The sequence below is a fragment of the Oscillospiraceae bacterium genome (assembly GCA_031265355.1).
Taxonomy (GTDB): Bacteria; Bacillota; Clostridia; order Oscillospirales; family UBA929; genus JAIRTA01.
Genome location: JAISCT010000045.1, coordinates 34243 through 51215 on the forward strand (window position 1 = coordinate 34243; position 16973 = coordinate 51215).

The 16973-nt window shown below is 60.2% G+C and carries 15 protein-coding genes; 5 read left to right on the forward strand and 10 right to left on the reverse strand.

Annotated features, from left to right (window positions below; all coding sequences use genetic code 11):
• Positions 1–422: 422 nt before the first annotated feature.
• The 5 genes from LBK75_06535 to LBK75_06555 all read left to right on the forward strand — a co-directional run bounded on the left by LBK75_06535 (position 423) and on the right by LBK75_06555 (position 8433).
• Complete coding sequence (locus tag LBK75_06535) at positions 423–5435, forward strand: glycoside hydrolase family 3 C-terminal domain-containing protein (GenBank protein MDR1157950.1); 5013 nt, start codon at positions 423–425, stop codon at positions 5433–5435.
• A 22-nt stretch (positions 5436–5457) separates the two neighbouring features.
• Positions 5458–6864: a hypothetical protein gene (locus LBK75_06540; protein ID MDR1157951.1), complete on the forward strand. Its 1407-nt coding sequence runs from the start codon at positions 5458–5460 to the stop codon at positions 6862–6864.
• A 229-nt stretch (positions 6865–7093) separates the two neighbouring features.
• Positions 7094–7366: a type II toxin-antitoxin system RelB/DinJ family antitoxin gene (locus LBK75_06545; GenBank protein ID MDR1157952.1), complete on the forward strand. Its 273-nt coding sequence runs from the start codon at positions 7094–7096 to the stop codon at positions 7364–7366.
• Positions 7356–7775 carry a PIN domain-containing protein gene (locus tag LBK75_06550; protein ID MDR1157953.1) on the forward strand — a complete coding sequence of 140 codons (420 nt, stop codon included), beginning with the start codon at positions 7356–7358 and terminating at the stop codon, positions 7773–7775. Before LBK75_06545 ends, LBK75_06550 begins: the two co-directional genes overlap by 11 nt.
• A gap of 214 nt (positions 7776–7989) precedes the next feature.
• Positions 7990–8433 (forward strand): S-layer homology domain-containing protein, encoded by a 444-nt coding sequence (locus LBK75_06555; protein ID MDR1157954.1) that lies wholly within the window; start codon positions 7990–7992, stop codon positions 8431–8433.
• Here LBK75_06555 and ispF read toward each other — a convergent pair.
• The 10 genes from ispF to pheT form a co-directional block, all read right to left on the reverse strand.
• The gene (gene ispF / locus LBK75_06560; protein ID MDR1157955.1) at positions 8400–8909 is read right to left on the reverse strand and encodes a 2-C-methyl-D-erythritol 2,4-cyclodiphosphate synthase; all 510 of its coding nucleotides are present in this window, start codon (positions 8907–8909) and stop codon (positions 8400–8402) included. The genes LBK75_06555 and ispF overlap by 34 nt on opposite strands.
• On the reverse strand, positions 8906–9637 hold the full coding sequence (ispD, locus tag LBK75_06565; GenBank protein MDR1157956.1) for a 2-C-methyl-D-erythritol 4-phosphate cytidylyltransferase: 732 nt from the start codon (positions 9635–9637) through the stop codon (positions 8906–8908). Before ispD ends, ispF begins: the two co-directional genes overlap by 4 nt.
• Positions 9638–9780: 143 nt before the next feature.
• Positions 9781–10257 (reverse strand): CarD family transcriptional regulator, encoded by a 477-nt coding sequence (locus LBK75_06570; protein MDR1157957.1) that lies wholly within the window; start codon positions 10255–10257, stop codon positions 9781–9783.
• A 399-nt stretch (positions 10258–10656) separates the two neighbouring features.
• Positions 10657–11193 (reverse strand): 2-oxoacid:acceptor oxidoreductase family protein, encoded by a 537-nt coding sequence (locus tag LBK75_06575; protein MDR1157958.1) that lies wholly within the window; start codon positions 11191–11193, stop codon positions 10657–10659.
• Positions 11186–11959 carry a 2-oxoglutarate oxidoreductase gene (locus LBK75_06580; protein MDR1157959.1) on the reverse strand — a complete coding sequence of 258 codons (774 nt, stop codon included), beginning with the start codon at positions 11957–11959 and terminating at the stop codon, positions 11186–11188. The genes LBK75_06575 and LBK75_06580 overlap by 8 nt, the downstream gene beginning before the upstream one ends.
• The gene (gene vorB / locus LBK75_06585) at positions 11959–13023 is read right to left on the reverse strand and encodes a 3-methyl-2-oxobutanoate dehydrogenase subunit VorB (protein ID MDR1157960.1); all 1065 of its coding nucleotides are present in this window, start codon (positions 13021–13023) and stop codon (positions 11959–11961) included. The genes LBK75_06580 and vorB overlap by 1 nt, the downstream gene beginning before the upstream one ends.
• 10 nt (positions 13024–13033) lie before the next feature.
• On the reverse strand, positions 13034–13240 hold the full coding sequence (locus LBK75_06590) for a 4Fe-4S dicluster domain-containing protein (GenBank protein ID MDR1157961.1): 207 nt from the start codon (positions 13238–13240) through the stop codon (positions 13034–13036).
• A gap of 89 nt (positions 13241–13329) precedes the next feature.
• On the reverse strand, positions 13330–14007 hold the full coding sequence (locus tag LBK75_06595; protein MDR1157962.1) for a hypothetical protein: 678 nt from the start codon (positions 14005–14007) through the stop codon (positions 13330–13332).
• A 149-nt stretch (positions 14008–14156) separates the two neighbouring features.
• A complete protein-coding gene (locus LBK75_06600; GenBank protein ID MDR1157963.1) occupies positions 14157–14399 on the reverse strand; it encodes an IreB family regulatory phosphoprotein in 243 nt (80 codons plus the stop codon).
• A gap of 174 nt (positions 14400–14573) precedes the next feature.
• The gene (gene pheT / locus LBK75_06605) at positions 14574–16943 is read right to left on the reverse strand and encodes a phenylalanine--tRNA ligase subunit beta (protein ID MDR1157964.1); all 2370 of its coding nucleotides are present in this window, start codon (positions 16941–16943) and stop codon (positions 14574–14576) included.
• Positions 16944–16973: the final 30 nt, after the last annotated feature.

Genomic DNA, 16973 nt, shown 5'->3' on the forward strand with positions numbered 1-16973 from the left:
TTTACCAAAATATCCCTGGCCGCCTATTGACTTTGATGAAAAATTATAGTATTCTAAAAAAGAAGAGTTTTGTTTTTTGCGTGTCAAAGATATGACAACACCGATTTATGGCTGTGAAAAACGTCGACTTGTGTGAAAAAAGCTGGTTTTTGCCGGCTTTTTGTTGCGGTTATGCTTTTATGGAGGTGATTGCAGACATAAAATCGCGGCGGTGAACGGAGAAACGCTCGATCCCGTAAGTGCCCTGCCATTTTGCGGCGTGGCCGGTGCAGCGGTCGCGCGGGTGCCGATCTCTCGGCGCGACGCTTGCGGTTTTGGGATTGGCGACCCCCGCCCCGCAGGGGAACAACACGTTTGGAGCGGAGGGAGTGTCCCACGAGATAGGTGAGTTTGGAATACATAAATTCAGGAAGGATGTCAAGATGTATAAGAAGAGAGGCAAGTTTAGGAAATTTCTGGCTGTCTGTCTGGCGTTGACGGTGGTCTTGGCGCCGTCGTTCGCTTCACCCGCGATCGTCGTCGCCGCGCCTGCCGAGGGCAACCCGGAGCTTTCCCGCGCCATCGGGCCGGAAGGCATGGTCCTGCTCAAAAACGACGCGGGCGCCGACGGCGCGCAGGTGCTGCCGCTGAAATCAACGGACAAGATTTCGGTTTTCGGCGGCGCGCAGATCAATACGATCAAGGGCGGTACGGGTTCCGGCGACGTCAACGTGCCCTACAACAGGAACATTCTCTACGGGATACGGCAAAAAGTCACCGCCGGCAAAGTCGCTCTCGACACGGCGACGTCCGCCCAGTATGAATCCGACACCGGCTACACGGCCACGGACGATTTCGTCCAGACGGCCAAAGACGCCGGCTCGAACAAAGCCGTCGTCGTTCTGAGCCGCAATTCCGGCGAAGGCGGCGACAGAAACGCCGGCAAAGGCGACTATTATCTTTCCGACGCTGAAACGGCGCTGATACAGCGCGTTGCGGCAACATTTGCGGACGTCGCCGTCGTGCTCAACATCGGCGGCGTGATGGATCTGACATGGGTCGATTCTTATCCGCAGGTCAAGTCGGTGCTGCTGGCGTGGCAGGCCGGTATGGAGGGCGGCAACGCCATTGCGGACGTTCTTGTCGGCGACGAGTACCCGTCCGGGCATCTGGTGGATACGTTCGCCAAGTCCTATGATTACTACCCGTCGTCGACGGCAAGCGGTATCGGCGCGTTCGGCGGCGACGGCGACGTCTATTACGGCGAGGACATTTATGTCGGTTACCGTTATTTTGCCACGGCGGACCCGACGTATTCCAGAGTGCAGCATGAGTTTGGGTACGGCCTCGGCTACACGCGGCTCGACACGGTTCCGGCCATCCGCGGTTCCGCGCCGGATTACGGCCCCGTGGCTGTGGAGGAAGGCAGTATCAAGGTTTCGGCGACCGTAACCAACGCTGGGACAGAATACAAAGGCAAAGAAGTGGTTCAGGTCTATTTCGAGGGGCCGAGCGGCGCTCTCAACAAGCCCGCCCGCGAATTGGCGGCTTTCGAAAAAACTGGGGACCTTGCCCCGGGCGCCTCGCAGACGCTCGAAATCAGCTTCCCTGTCAGCGACCTCTCGTCTTACGACGACTTGGGTGTGACCGGCCATAAATCCTGCTGGGTGATCGAGCCGGGGCGTTACTGGGTGTATGTCGGCAATTCGGTGAAAAACGCCGTGAAAGTCGGCTATTACGAAGTCGCGGATCTCATTGTGACCGAAGAGGCGCATGAATATCTCACGCCGTCGGCAGGCTTCGACGTCCTCATCGACCCCACAACCGGCGAGACGCGGCATAACGGCCCGGAAATTCCGCCCGTCACGTTTGCGATAGCAAATAACAAGACGTCTGTCGTCAACGCCTATGAGCCGTCCAAGAGATCGGCGGGGATCTCGTTCCCTGTGGGCACGGCGGCTGGCGTTCCGTCTGTCGTCGGCTTTGAAACGGCTACATGGCTTCAGTACAGCGTGACCGTTCAGCAGGCGGGGGATTATTACTTCTCAGCGACCTATTCCAACGGGAACCCGACCGTGCCCGATTCGTTCGACGTCTTCATCGACGAGGACCCGGTGAAGCTGAACGCGGAAAACGTCGCGCTTCCGAACACAAGCGAGTCGTCGATGTATCAGATGAAGGACAGTGCAAAGTATCTCATCGCGCTTCCGCAGGGCAGCCACGTGATCAAATTGGTTTCGAAGGCGGACAGCAACGGCTATCTCAACTTCCTGAACTTCCAGCCGAGCTGGATCGAGGCCGGTGTCGTCGCGGTCAATGCGCTGACAAGTTCCAAATTGACAATCGCCGACACGTTCCTTGAAAACCTCGTCGGGACTTCCGTGATGGAAACAATCCCGAACGGCGGCGGCGACAAATGCATAGGCGCTTTTCAGACGAACAGCACGCTGACCTACAAGCTGATTGTCGCGCAGGAAAACGATTATGACATCACAATCGACTACGCGAACGGCAATGCGGCCATGACGGACTCGATCCGGTTCTACCTGACCGACAGCACGGACAACGTGACCGCGAACCCGCTTGCGACGACCCCCGCCGCCGTCGCGATCACGCAGACGGCCAGCTCCGGTGCGAACCGTTACTACACGTTCGTGAGCAGCGACCCCTACACGGTGCATCTGCCCGCGGGGACGTATTATTTCACCATCCAGTCACGTACGGGCTCGGCCGGCAACCTGCGTTCGCTTACGTTCAAGCCGTCGGCGTTTGCCGTTTCCAGTGCCCGCACAACGATGATAGGCGCATACCTGGCCTCGGCGATGACGTCGGCGATCAGGGTCGAGACGGTGCCCGCGACGGGTCTTCCGACGGTCGCCTATTTCAATAGCGGTGAGGCGCTGACGTACAAGCTCAGCGTCGAACAGGCAGGGCTTTATAAGTTCCAGCTGAACTACGCCAACGGGCGCGCCGCCATACCCGACCCGTTCGCGATTACCGTCAACGGGAACGCGACGACCGCAAGCGGCGAATCCGCCGACATCAAAGTCGCCATGGCGCAAACCGGCGACGGCAGCGGTGCCGGCGCGTGGTACAATCCGGCGATGAGCGACATCTATCTGTTTGATCTGCCGGCCAGCGCGGTCACGCTGACGTTTACGGCCAAGACGAGCTGCGGCAATCTGAATTACTTCACGCTCCGCCCGGCGAGCCTGCCGGACGGCCTGTTTGAGATCTCGGCCACCGAAACGACGGTCTGCCCGGCGTATCCGCCGACGTCGCTCGTCAAGACGGGTTCGTTCGCGTGGGAGAACGTCCCCGGAACGGAGGATCAGTGCACAGGCAACTTTGACGCCGGCACGACGATAACGTATACCCTTGACGTGGCGGAGAGCGGCGCGTACAATCTGGTTTTCCGCCACGCGAACTATGCCGAGCGGCTCGGCGCCGTGGACGTTTCGATCGATGGGGAGAACACGTTCACCGTGAGCTTCTCGCAAACCGCGCCGGCGGGCGCCACCGGGGGCGCGGTGTACTATACGTTCGCCGACAGCGTGCCGTATCCCATCCAGCTGGCCGCCGGAAGGCACACGCTGACGCTGGTTTCCAAGACGACGGGTGCGGGCAACATCAGCGCGTTGAAATTCACGCCGGCGCTTGCCGCCAGCAGCGCGCCCGCCAGAGCGCAAACGGCGCCGCTCGCTTTTGAAGCCGCCGTGTCAAGCCTTGCGCAGGCCGGCGCCGCGCGCGGTTACACCTATGATCCTGCCGGATACACGCCGCTTTATTACACCGACCGCGAAAATTCGATCTTCAATCCGGGCGCGAGCGCCGGTCCGAAGCTCGTCGACGTGTATAACGGCGACATCACGCTTGACGACTTCGTGCAGAATTTCACGCTCGACGAGATGGCCGAGCTTTCCCAGGGGCACGGGGCCGGCGTGCCGAGCGGCACAGGGACCCTGGGCGGCCTTAGCAGGCTTGGCGCGCCGGCGCTCGAAACCGCCGACGGCCCGGCCGGGCTGCGCATCGACAGCGCAACCGCCTGGCCGATTGGGACGATGCTCGCCTGCACGTGGAACACCCCGCTCATCGAGCGGATGGGCGAGGCCGTCGCGGCCGAGATGGTCGCCAACAGGGTGGATATCTGGCTTGCGCCGGGCATGAACATCCACCGCAATCCGCTCTGCGGCCGCAATTTCGAGTATTATTCCGAAGATCCGCTTGTGACGGGCAAAATCGCCGCCGCCCTGACGCGCGGCGTCCAGTCCCGCGACGTCGGCGTGACGCTCAAGCACTACGCCGTAAACAACCAAGAGCAGAACCGCAACGGCGGCTCAAACTCAGTGCTGACAGAGCGCGCGGCCCGCGAGATCTATCTGAAGGGATTTGAGATCGCCATCAAAGAGGGCGACCCGTTCTGCATCATGTCGTCCTACAACCTGATGAACGGCGTCGAAACGTCCGAGCGCTGGGATCTAATCACCGGCATCCCGACCGGCGAGTGGGGCTGGCACGGCATCATGATGACCGACTGGGGCAACGGTTCCAACAATGCCAGAGAAGCCGCAGCCGGAAACGACATCAAGATGGCCAGCGGCAGCCCGTCCACGGTATCGGCGGCTGTCGCCGCCGGTACGCTCACGGAGGAGCAGCTCCGCGAGAATATGAAGGACATCCTCTATACGACCCTTCGTTCGCGCAAGCTGTTTGTCGAGGAGGAAATAAAAGTCGCGCCGATCCCGGCGGCCGGAACCATCCGTATCGAGGGCGAGGATTTCAACGAGAAAACCGGGAGTCCTCAGGCCGAGGGCGGCACAAATGCCAGCGGCGGCAGGGATCTCGGCTATATGGACGCGGGCGGCTCCGTGACGTACTACATTGACGTCGCGAGAAGCGGCGCATACGAGTTCCTGTTCCGCTACGCGGGCAACAGCGGCGACGGCGGGCGTCTGGATATAGCCGTTGACGGGGTCGTCGTCTCCGCCTTCCAGGGCGGCCTGACAGGCGGTTGGCAGAATTGGGTATGGGCGGCAAGCCCGGTCACGGTTCCGCTGACGGCCGGTGAACACAGGCTCAGGCTCAATATCACCGCGAGCGGCGGCAACGTTGACTGCTTCGACGTCACACGCGCGCTCGCGCCGAACCTCTCCATCGACGACGGCTATCGGATCTATCAGTCGGCGGCCACAGTCGAGGCCGGCCAATATTCGCCGGAGTTCGCGATCATCAAGAACGATCCGGCGCCGGCTGGCGACGCGCTTCTGATCGCCGCCAGTTACGACGCCGCCGGCAGATTGATCGGAATTGACACAACGCCAGTTCCGGCTGCTGCAACAGGTTACACCATGGCCGTCGCGGCGCTCGCCAAACCCGAGGACGCCGCCAACTGTAAGTTCTATATCTGGGACGGTCAGTACAGGCCGCTGACAGATCTGAATACGCTCGCCGAGTAAAGTGAATCATAGTTGACAAGAAATGCCAAAAATCCGGACGTCTATCTTTTTTGATAGACGTCCGGATTTATTTGTAAACGCTGTCAAATGGCTCAAAACTGTCAAAAAGTATGCCTATGACAGGCTTATGCCGAACGCGACAAACGCGGAAAGGCTCGCATACTATCCGATGGCCACGGCCCAGGCCACGGAATTCTGGCGTGCCAGCCGATTCTATGCCGGTATCCAGCAATTCTGTGGGCTTGGCTATTCAAAGCCCGGCCAAAGCGGCGCCACAAGCGACGTCTTAAGTCCCGACCTGACGGTACCGGTTATCCGTCCCGGAGTCAAGCAGTGGTTCACAAGTGCGTTCGCGCCGCTTGGCATAATCATTGAGCAATACGGCGATACGATAAGGCTCGAATGGGGCGAAAGTAAACCTATATCCGTTTCACTGATCAATGATCTCAATGAGGATATCGTCGATTTGCCCGTAACGCTTGCCGTTTACGGCGACGACGGTGATGTCCTTTACTCGGAGACAAAACAGTACAGCGTCCGCGAGGCGGGCTCGGCCAATCAGAGCGACGTGAACAGGGATGTCTTTCACTTGAGGCTGACGTCGCCAGGTCTGGAAAACGGCGACTCGCTGCGCCTTGTCGCGTCTTATGAACGCGGAGGCGTAACCGTGACGAGTGTGAGGACGCTTGTGATGTCGAGTTCTTCAAAATCAGGATTTTTCGCTGCGACAGACGAGGCGCTCATAACAGGCGACTCTGCGAAAACAGTTTCAGTTGGTACGCTGCTGGAAAACTATCAGGAAAAGGAACAGCAGTGCGTGATTACACTGGCCATTTATGACGCTGACGGACGGCTTGCCGTCATTGACAGTAAAATCTTGAATCTTGAAATTCATGAATCTGAGCGCTTAACGAACGCCATCGCCGGAATCGTGCTCCAAAAGGGCTATACCGCTAGCGTCTACATTTGGGACAATGGTTACGTACCCCTTGCCGCCGCACAGGGCTTGCCTTTAAGTCAGCGTGAAGAGACAATCTACAGCGCGGCGAATGCGGAATTCGGCGGAGGAGTACGCCTTACTACAAACACCGCGTCGCCTTCTGGATACGAATTGGGGTATATTGATCAGGCTTCTTCATTTTTCCAATGGAAAAACGTCATAGGCGGCAAACCGGGAGATAAATACCTGCTGAAGCTCTATTATGCCACCAATAACAATCCGGGAAGCTATAAAGTATTGGTAAATGGAGAGAATGCGGGCAGTGTTTCTTTCAATAAAACGGGCGGCTGGAGTAATTATTCCGGCATCGCTGAGCTTGAACTGGTTTTAACGTTGAATTCGGATAATACCAACGTGATTCGTTTTGAACGTGTGGCAAGCGAGGCCAACGTAGCTCAAATTTCGCTGGCGGCGATAACAGAGTACTAAACGCCGCAAGGCGCCGATCACAATCAGGCCGATTGTGACGCTATGTAAAAGCGGCTGGCGCCGAGAAAATTGACAAAAATACTAAAAGATCCGGACGTCTATCTCTTTTCGATAGACGTCCGGATTTGTTTCTATAGCCCGTCATCGCCCGGGACAGTGTAAAATCATCGGAATTACCTGTTGACATTGCAATGGATTTGGTATACACTGTAATAAAGAGGTGATCATTGTGGCGCAAATCAGCATACGTATAGACGATGAACTCCGTGAGCAAACAGACAAAATCCTTGGAGAACTCGGCCTTAGCATTTCCGTTGCTGTCAGTATTTTTGCGCGGCAAATTGTAAGGTCGCGCGGGATACCCTTTCAGCTGACACTTTCGGAACAGCGTGCGGTCAATCGACAGGAAGCCGTTCGGAGGTTGTTTGAGAGCGCCGATGCGCATCCTGTCAAACTACCAGATGGTTATCAATTTAACAGAGATGAGTGCTATGACGAATAGGGTTTTTATAGACAGCAATGTTTGGGTATACGCTCTTGCCGAGACAGGGGACAAGCGAGACTCCATCGCTCGTAAATTCATTGACAGCGCCATTCTTGATTCCGCGCCAGTAATATCGTATCAGGTTGTCAATGAAACGATGCGCGTGCTGAGAAAATTGGGAAAATGCGAAAGAGAGCTGCGAGAAATCATCGACAATCTGTTCAGTATTTGCGAGGTTGTCGGATTCACAAAGGAATCCGTATTGCGTGCCTCGGAGTTACGTGAAACAATGTCTGTGTCGTATTGGGACAGCCAGATTGTTGCAAGTGCCCTTCTTGCGGGATGCAGCGACCTTATAAGCGAAGACTTGCAAGATGGCTTTCTCATACAAGAGACGTTGACGGTGAAAAACATATTTAAAGACTGAGGGTTCGCGTGATGCCAAGACAACCCTTCACAATCAAGCCGATTGCGGCGTCGCGGGAATTACCCCCAAATGCCACAAATCCGGACGTCTATCTTTTTCCAATAGACGTCCGGATTTGTTTCTATAGCCCGTCACTGAATACCATTTCCGCTGACGCTTTCGGAACAACCCCTTGCGGAACGGCATGCGGTTAATCGGCAGGATAATGGATATATTGATAAAACCGGATCTGAATTTCGTCCCGCAGGACATACAATTCAAATATACCAAAATCACCACCCGTGCCGAGTTCTGCGCGCTGGTCGTCACGCTCTACGAAACCATCATCGATACGGAAATTACCGGACGCAGTGAATTTGACGATACCAACGACATCAATGTGGAAAAGGCGGCATACATCGGCGTAGTCAACGGCACCAGTCCAGGCAAGTTTGCCACCTACATGTCGTTGACACGGGAGCAAGCGGCCACTATGCTGGCACGTCTGGCCATTGCCATTGGCAAACCGTTCCCGCAAAAAGCCACTACCTTCGGTGATAAGGGCAACATTTCGGATTGGGCGCTGGAGGCCGTCGCTCATGCGCACATACGGGAACACTTATTCTTTCAATCCTTGTTGGAGCATCAAATGCTTGATTGGTATGAGGATATACCCTGATTTTTCGTGTCGAACAGGAGGGCGACGGCGTGGGCGGCGATGCCCTCGCCGGCTCCTGTGAAACCCATCCCTTCCTCCGTCGTGGCCTTGATGCCGATCTGATCGGGGTCGCATCCCAGCGCGCGCGCGAGGTTGCGCCGCATCGCCGCCCGGTGGGGGGCGAGCGCCGGGCGCTGCGCCACCACCGTGACGTCGACGTTGCCGACGGCAAAGCCGCGCGCCGTCAGCATCTCCGAGACACGCCGCAAAAGGTCGAGGCTGCACGCCCCCCGGTAGGCCGGGTCGGTGTTTGGGAACCAGTGCCCAATGTCCTCGAGCCCCGCCGCGCCCAGGAGCGCGTCCATCACGGCGTGGCAGAGCACGTCGGCGTCCGAATGGCCCTCAAGGCCCAGGGGGGATTCGATCTCTACGCCGCCCAGTACGAGCGGCCGCCCGGCCGTCAGGCGGTGTGCGTCATAGCCGTGCCCGATCCTCATGGTGCACCTCCCTCCGGCGCCCGGGCCCGGCGGGTCAGCAGGGCCTCACAGATGATCAGATCCTCGGGCGTCGTCACTTTGATGTTTTCATAAGAGCCCTCGGAGAGGCACACGCTCATGCCCATCCGCTCAAGGGCGGCGCAATCATCCGTGATCTCCCAGCCCTCGCGCAGCGCCCGTGTCAGCGCGCCTTTGATGAGGCCGATGTCGAACACCTGAGGAGTCTGCACGAGCATCAGGCCGGAACGGTCGGGCGTGGAGAGCACCCGGGACAGGTGCACCTCCTTAACCGTGTCCTTGGGCGGCACGGCGGGCGCCGCCGCGCCGGTCTTGGCGGCCAGTCTGACGGTCCTTGAGATGAGAGCCGGCGTCGCCAGCGGCCGCGCGCCGTCGTGGACGGCCGCGAGCGCCGCAGACGGAGAGACCGCCAGGAGTCCGTTTAGTACGGAGTGCGCGCGGCTGTCGCCGCCGTGTACGATGTGGCGCACCTTCGACAGGCCAAAACGCAAAACGAACGCGCTGATTGTTTCAAGGGCGTCCGGGCGTGCGGCGACGACCACCTCGTCGATGTCGGGGCAAGCTTCCAGAGCGCGCAGCGTGTGGACGAGCAGGGGAGCGCCCGCCGCCTCATAAAGAAGCTTGTCCGTTTCTCCCATGCGGCGCGAACGCCCGGCCGCCGGCACCACTGCGGCACAGTGCGGGCGCCGCGCCTGTTTTTGTCTGTTCATGCCATCGATCCGTTTCACGATAAAATATACAATAATTTCCATACCTGCATGGACCTGTTGACAAAAAGAAGCCTCGGTCCGAGGCTTCTTTACAACTGAGGAACTGTTAAACAATTCTTCAAGGAAAGAGAGGACGCGCGGCGTCAAGCCATGGCGGTGTTGATACGCCGCTCCACGTCTTCGTAGCTGACGCTCTGCGCGAGCACGATCTCCGAAATCAAGATCTGCTTGGCTGCGTGCAGCATCTTGCGCTCGCCGGTGGAAAGGCCGCGCTGCCGCTCCCGCGACATGAGGCCCTTGACCACTTTGGCCACTTCCATGAGATCGCCGCTCTTGATGCGAAGCATGTTCTCACGGTAGCGGCGGTTCCAGTTTTGCGTCATGTCGATCTCGATGCCGGACATCGACTCGATGATCTCTTCGGCGCTCTCCGAGTCGATCACGGGACGCACACCAATTTCGTCACTGTTGTTGATAGGAATCATCACAAGCATGCCGCCCAGCGGCATCTTGATCACGTAATATTGCCTGTAGATACCATCCACTTTTTGGCTGATGATATTGTCCACGACCCCCGCGCCGTGCATCGGGTGGACAATCTTGTCTCCCACAGAAAACATGACCCTTCCTCCCAGCTCTTCGTATTCCGTACTCCTCCAAACAAAACAATTTAACCGGCCCGGGACCGCAGGCGCCCGGACCCCGTACTGCGTTCGACATCTTGTCGCCGCCACCGCATGCGGACAATAAGATAGGGTAGGTATGGGGGTAGGCAGAAGAAAATAATCTTTTTCTATTTCTCTCTTGACATTCACCCACTTATATTATAAATTATTCAGTTGAATTTTTCAAGCCCGATTGGTAAAAAAGATACAACTTTTTAAAATGAATTTCCACATAAGTGACAAAAGGAGGCAAAAACCCACCTTAAATGGCCAACGTGGGCCGGTGAATGACGCCAAAAGAGGAAAAAACTACCCCCGAGGGCGGGGGTAGTTTTTGCAAAAAACGGTGGTTCTTCAGCCGGGAAAGGCGGCGCCCACCTGCAAAGCCTGGATGTTTTTGTCAAACAGAGCCCGTTTGCGCTCGGGCACCACCTTGCCCATCGCGACCGGGAGATCCTCCGGCCGGCACAGGCCGCAGTCGGCGATGACCTTGCCCAACATAACCATGTTGGCGAGTCCGGGCAGACCGTGTGTGTCCGCCAGCTGCGTGGCGGGGATGTAGACGCTGGTGACGTCCTCCCGCGCGACCCGGCGCGTGATCAGCGCACTGTCCACGAAGATCCGGCCGCCGGGCGCCGTGGCCCCCTCGAATTTGTCCAGCGAGGGCAGGTTCATCGCGATCAGGATGTCGGGGGTGTCGACAATGGGAGATCCGATGGGCGTGTCACTCAAAATGACGCTGCAGTTGGCCGTGCCGCCGCGCATCTCCGGGCCGTAGGAGGGGAGCCAAGAGACCTCCTTGCCGGTCAGCATGTTGGCGTAGACCAGGAACTTGCCGGCAAACAGAATGCCCTGCCCGCCGAAGCCGGCGATGAGGATCCGCTCATGCATCGCCGCTCACCTCCCCGGCCGCCGCGTCTCTCTCTTTGTCCTTGTATACGCCCGGCGGGTAGTAGGGGATCATGTTCTCGCGCAGCCAAGAGAGCGCCTGCACGGGGTCTAGGCCCCAGTTTGTGGGGCAGGTCGACAGCACCTCAACAAGGGAGAAACCGCGCCCCGCCAATTGGGTCTCGAAGGCGCGGCGTATGGCCTTCTTGGCCGCCCGCACGTTTTTCACGCTGTCGACGGACACCCTCTCGGCGTAAGCCACGCCGTCGACGGAGGCGAGGATCTCGCAGATGCGCAGCGGGTAACCGGCTACCGACACGTCGCGGCCGTATGGGGAGGTCTGTGTGACCTGCCCGGGGATCGTCGTGGGCGCCATCTGCCCGCCTGTCATGCCGTAGATGGCGTTGTTTACAAAGATGACGGTGATGTTTTCCCCGCGTGCGGCGGCGTGGATGGTTTCGGCGGTGCCGATGGCGGCCAGGTCGCCGTCTCCCTGATAGGTGAAGACGACGCAGTCCGGACGGGCGCGTTTGAGACCCGTCGCCACGGCCGGCGCACGGCCGTGGGCCGCCTGTACCATGTCGCAGGCGAAGTAGTTGTAGGCCATTACGGCGCAACCCACCGGCGCGACGCCCACCGTGCGGCCGGTTGTGTCCAGCTCATCGAGCGTCTCGGCCACCAGGCGGTGGATGATGCCGTGCGTACAGCCTGGGCAGTAGTGTAAAATGGCGTCCGTCAGGCCGGGGGTTTTCTCAAACACAGTTTGCATCACCGCACACCTCCCGCGATTTCTTCGATTTTGGCCAGGATTTCTTCGGGCGTCGGCACCATGCCGCCCACGCGCTTGCAGAGGGCGACGGGTCGGCGGCAGCGGATGGCCAGTTCCACATCCTCGATCATTTGACCCATGCTCATCTCCACCGTCACAAAGGCGCGTGCGGTGTCGGCTGCAGCGGCGAAGGCCTTTTTGGGGAACGGCCAGAGCGTGATGGGGCGCAAAAGGCCGGCGCGGATCCCGCGCGACCGGGCGGCCAGAATCGCATTTTTGGCGATGCGTGCGCATGCGCCGTAGGCGGCGATCACAATCTCGGCGTCGCTCAGCATGAAGGCCTCATAGCGGGTCTCATGGGTCTCGATGCGCGCGTAGCGGTCATAACGCTCAAGGTTGGTCCGCTCCAGTTCCTCCGGCTGAAGGAACAGAGAGTTGACGATGTTGTGAGGCCGCGCGCCGCCGGTGCCTGTGGTGGCCCAGTCTTTGGGCGGCAGGTCTGCGGCGTCCGGCTTCGAGAGAGAGACGGGTTCCATCATCTGACCCAGAATGCCGTCGGCCAGGATCATGGCGGTCATGCGGTGACGGTCGGCCAGATCAAAGGCGGCGTGGGTGAGGTCGACCATCTCCTGCACGGAGCCTGGCGCCAATACGATCAGGTGGAAGTCGCCGTGGCCTGTGCTGCGCGTGGCATGGAAGTAGTCCGCCTGGGAGGGCTGGATACCGCCGAGGCCCGGCCCCCCGCGCTGGATGTTGATGATCACGGCCGGCAGGTCGCAGCCGGCCAGGTAAGAGAGTCCCTCGCTTTTCAGCGCGATGCCGGGGCTCGAGCTGGACGTCATGACCCGCCGGCCGGCCGCCGACGCGCCGATGACCATGTTGATGGCGGCGATTTCACTCTCCGCCTGAAGATACAGACCGTCCACTTTCGGCATGCGGCGGGCCATGTAGGCCGCGACTTCCGTCTGTGGCGTGATGGGATACCCGAAAAAGAAACGGCAGCCCGCCTGAATCGCCGCTTCCGCAATGGCTTCGTTGCCTTTCATCAATACTTTTTCCGTCATATTCTCCCCCTCACTTTTCTACTGTGATGACCGTGTCCGGGCACATCATCGCGCAGAACGCGCAGGCAATGCAGGCGTCCTGGTCCACGATCACGGCAGGGTGAAAGCCCCGCGCGTTGAGCGTGTGCTCGGAGAGGGCCAGAATCTTTTTGGGACAGGCCGACACGCACAGAGAACACCCCTTGCAGCGGTCGGCGTCAAACGTCACCTTTGACATCGTTTTCCTCCTTCTTTTCCCAACATCATATATAAAACGCGCCGGGGGCCATCCGGCGCGCAGTTTGCCAGGACATGGCATCCAAAATTTTATAGCACCCACTCGGGTTTGTGAAAGATGTGCAGCGGAAAGGGGTTTGGCACGAGATCCGCCACCGCGGGCAGCAAGTCCGCCCGCACGGCGGTCAGGACGATGGGCAGGCCGGTCTCCCGCGCGAGCGTCTCGGCATAGGGCAGGGAGGCGGTCACATCCTCCGGCGTCGTCTCCGGGCCGAGATTTGCGTTGTTCACAATTCCGGTGAAGCATATATGACCGGCCGCCTCGATCTCCTTCATGACGGCGAGGGCGTCGTCGGTGTGACCCGTGAGCGGGCGGTAGGGGTTGACGACCCACAACACGGCTCGGTCCTGCAGCGCGGCGATCCGGCCGGCGTAACGGCCAAGCGCCAGCGCACCCCGGTCGTCGCCGCCCACGTCGACGACGGCGCACAACGTGTCGTCGTCGAAAATCTGCCCCATCTCGGGGGGAACGGCAGGAGCGTCCAGGTTGGAACCGGCAAAGGCCGAGGAGATCAGGCGGACGTCCGCCTCGCGCAGCCAGGCGGACGCGTCCTTGGCCCGGTAGTAAGGGTTTACGATGTCCAGGTCCGCCAGCGCCACCGGGGCGCGGACCGCGCGCCACCGGAGCGCCAGATTGACGGCGAGGTGCGTCTTGCCGCTACCGTAATGTCCAGCCAGGACGATGAGCCGCAGAGAGGAGAAATCCATGCCATCACAGCCTATGGGTGTTTGTATTTTATGTTCCGTTCAACAAATGCCCCTCCACAAAACGTCGGGGGTGTGGAGAGGCGGTTGCGCGCGGAAGCGGCGCCTCAGGGAGTCCGCGCCAAATGACAGGAGGGTTTTTTCTGAACCATTCAGTCGAGGTAGTGCTTCACAAGCTCCTGCAGCAATTCATCTCTATCGATCTTGCGGATGAGGCTGCGGGCGCCCAAGTGATTTGTGATGTAGGTGGGGTCCTCTGACAGAAGATACCCCACGATCTGGTTGATGGGATTATATCCCTTTTCCTGCAGAGCGTTGTACACGGTGGTCAGGGTTATTTTCATCTCCTTTGCGAGGTCGTCCACAACGGTGAATTTGCGTGTGTTGTCGTCCAAACCAGTCGCCCCTTTCCATCGTCCGCCCGCGATCCGGCCACCCGGTCCGCATACTTTCTTTTGTCTATCGTACAACAGTTGTTTCCGTTTTGTAAAGGTTTTTTTTTGGAGGTCGACGCCCGGGCGCCCGACAAACAAGCATTCGCGAGTTGTTGTTTAGCAGTTTCTTATTCCTCAGTGCCGCAGAGAGACCCCAAAGGCAGTCTGCAGCGCGTCGAGCGCGCGGCACAGCAACACATCGGCCTCTTCGTCGGTCAGTGTCCTGTCGCCGGCCCGCAGGGCCAGCGCGAAGGCTACGCTCTTCTGCCCGGCAGGGATCTGGCTGCCGGTGTAGACGTCAAAGACACGGCAGTCCACCAGCAGCGCGCCGATGCTCCCGCGGATCACCGCCGCAAGTTCGGCCGCCGGCGTCTCGGCGGCGCACACGACGGCAAGGTCGCGCGAGACGGCGGGGAAGCGCGGCAGGGGGGTGAACGTCTCCGCTTGCGTTTGTACGGAGAGCATGGTCAGAAAATCCAGCTCGGCCGCGACGGTTCGCTGAGAGAGGCCAAAGGCCTCCGCCACCGTCGGGTGCACCTCGCCCAATACGCCCAGCGTGACGCCGTCCGCGCGTACTTCGGCGCAGCGGCCCGGGTGGTAAGAGGGGTCACAGGCCCGCGCAAAGGAGACGTTCGGGAGCCGCAGACCGTCTAAAATTGTCTCCACCGCGCCTTTGAGCGCGAAGAAATCCCGGTCTCCGTAGGCGCCCAGTGTCAGGATGGGGCGCTCTTCCGGAAGAGCGGCGTCGGCGGGCCGGTAGGTCTGCGCCAGCTCGAAGAACGCCACCTGCCTATTGCGGCCGGCCTCGTTGCGCCCCAGCGCGTCCAGCATGGAGGGGAGGGCGGTGGTGCGCATGACGCCGGTGTCCTCTCCCAGCGGGTTTTCGATCCTCACACAGCGGCGGCGCGCGTCCGATGCCGGGAGGGCCAGCTTGTCAAACCAGGACGGACTGACAAACGAATAGGTCAAAATCTCGCTGTACCCCGCGGCGCGGCAGAGCGATCGCGTCAGGCGTTCTCCACGCTGCTTCTCGGTGAGCAGGCCGAGCGATCCCCCGGGCAGCGGCGCCGGCGTGATGGCGTTGTAACCGTAAAACCGGGCCGCCTCCTCGGCCAGATCGGCCGTGCCTTCCACATCGGCACGCCAGGACGGCACCGTCACCGTTTTGTCTTGCACGGAAAACCCGAGCCGGGTCAGATAGGCGGCGATCTCGCCGGCGGAGAGCTGCGTGCCCAGCAGGGCGTTGATCCGGCTGGGGTCAAGCGGCAGCACGCGGGGTGCCGTGTCCACGTGGCAAACGTCGATCCGTCCGTCGCAGACCGTACCCGCGCCCAGCTGCTCGACCAGCTCGCAGGCGCGGTCGACGGCGGAGATGGTGGACGTGGGGTCAAGGCCCTTCTCAAAGCGGGACGAAGCGTCCGTACGCATGCCGAGCGCCAGCGCGGTGCGGCGCACCGAGGGGCCATTGAAGTTGGCGGATTCGAATACGATGTCGCGCGTCTCCTTCGTGATCTCACTGTTCGCGCCGCCCATGACGCCGGCCACGCCGACCGGGCGCTCGGCGTCGGCGATGAGCAGCATGGAGGTCTCCAGCGCCCGGGCCCGGCCATCCAGCGTCTCCAATGTTTCCCCGGGCTGGGCGCGCCGCACGACGAGCCGGCCGTTTTCCAGGCAGGCGTAATCAAACGCGTGCATGGGCTGGCCGTATTCCAGCATTACATAGTTTGTGATGTCCACGATGTTGTTGATCGGGCGCACGCCGGAGGCGCGCAGGCGCTCCCGCAACCAGCGGGGCGACGGGCCGACCTTCACGCCGCGCACCATGCGCGCCGTGTAACGCGGGCAGAGCGCGGCGTCCTCGACGAACACCGACAGGAGCGCCCCGATGTCGCCGCCGCCGCCCGCGACGGCGGGGTCGCGGAGGGAGAGCGGTTTGTCAAAGGCGGCGGCGCTCTCACGCGCCAGACCGATCACGCTCAGACAGTCGGACCGGTTGTTCGTGATTTCAAATTCCACGACATATCCCGCCAGCCCCAGGACCGTCCGGATGTCCTGCCCGGGCGTCCCGGGTTCCTCGACCAGGAAGATGCCGTCCTCCCGGGCGTAAGGAAAGTCGTTCAGTGTCAGGGACAACTCCGACAGGCTGCAGAGCATCCCCTCCGAGGCGACGCCGCGCAGCTTGCCCGTGCCGATCTCCTTTCCGCCCGGCAGCCGCGCCCCGTCCAGGGCCACGGGTACGAGGGCGTCCGGCGTCACGTTGGAGGCGCCGGTCACGATCTGTACCGGGGCTGCCCGGCCCACGTCCACCTGGCAGATGGAGAGGCGATCGGCGTCGGGGTGCGGCGTCACGGAGAGCACCCGCCCCAGTACCACATGTTGGATCTCGGCGCCGAGCTCCTCCACCGTCTCCACTTTGGAGCCGGAGAGAGTCATCGCCTCTGCGTATTCCTTGGGCGAAACGGCCGTGTCGACAAATTCAGACAGCCATTCCAGCGAAAGTTTCATCCTGCATCCATTCCCTTCTCCTAATGTGGG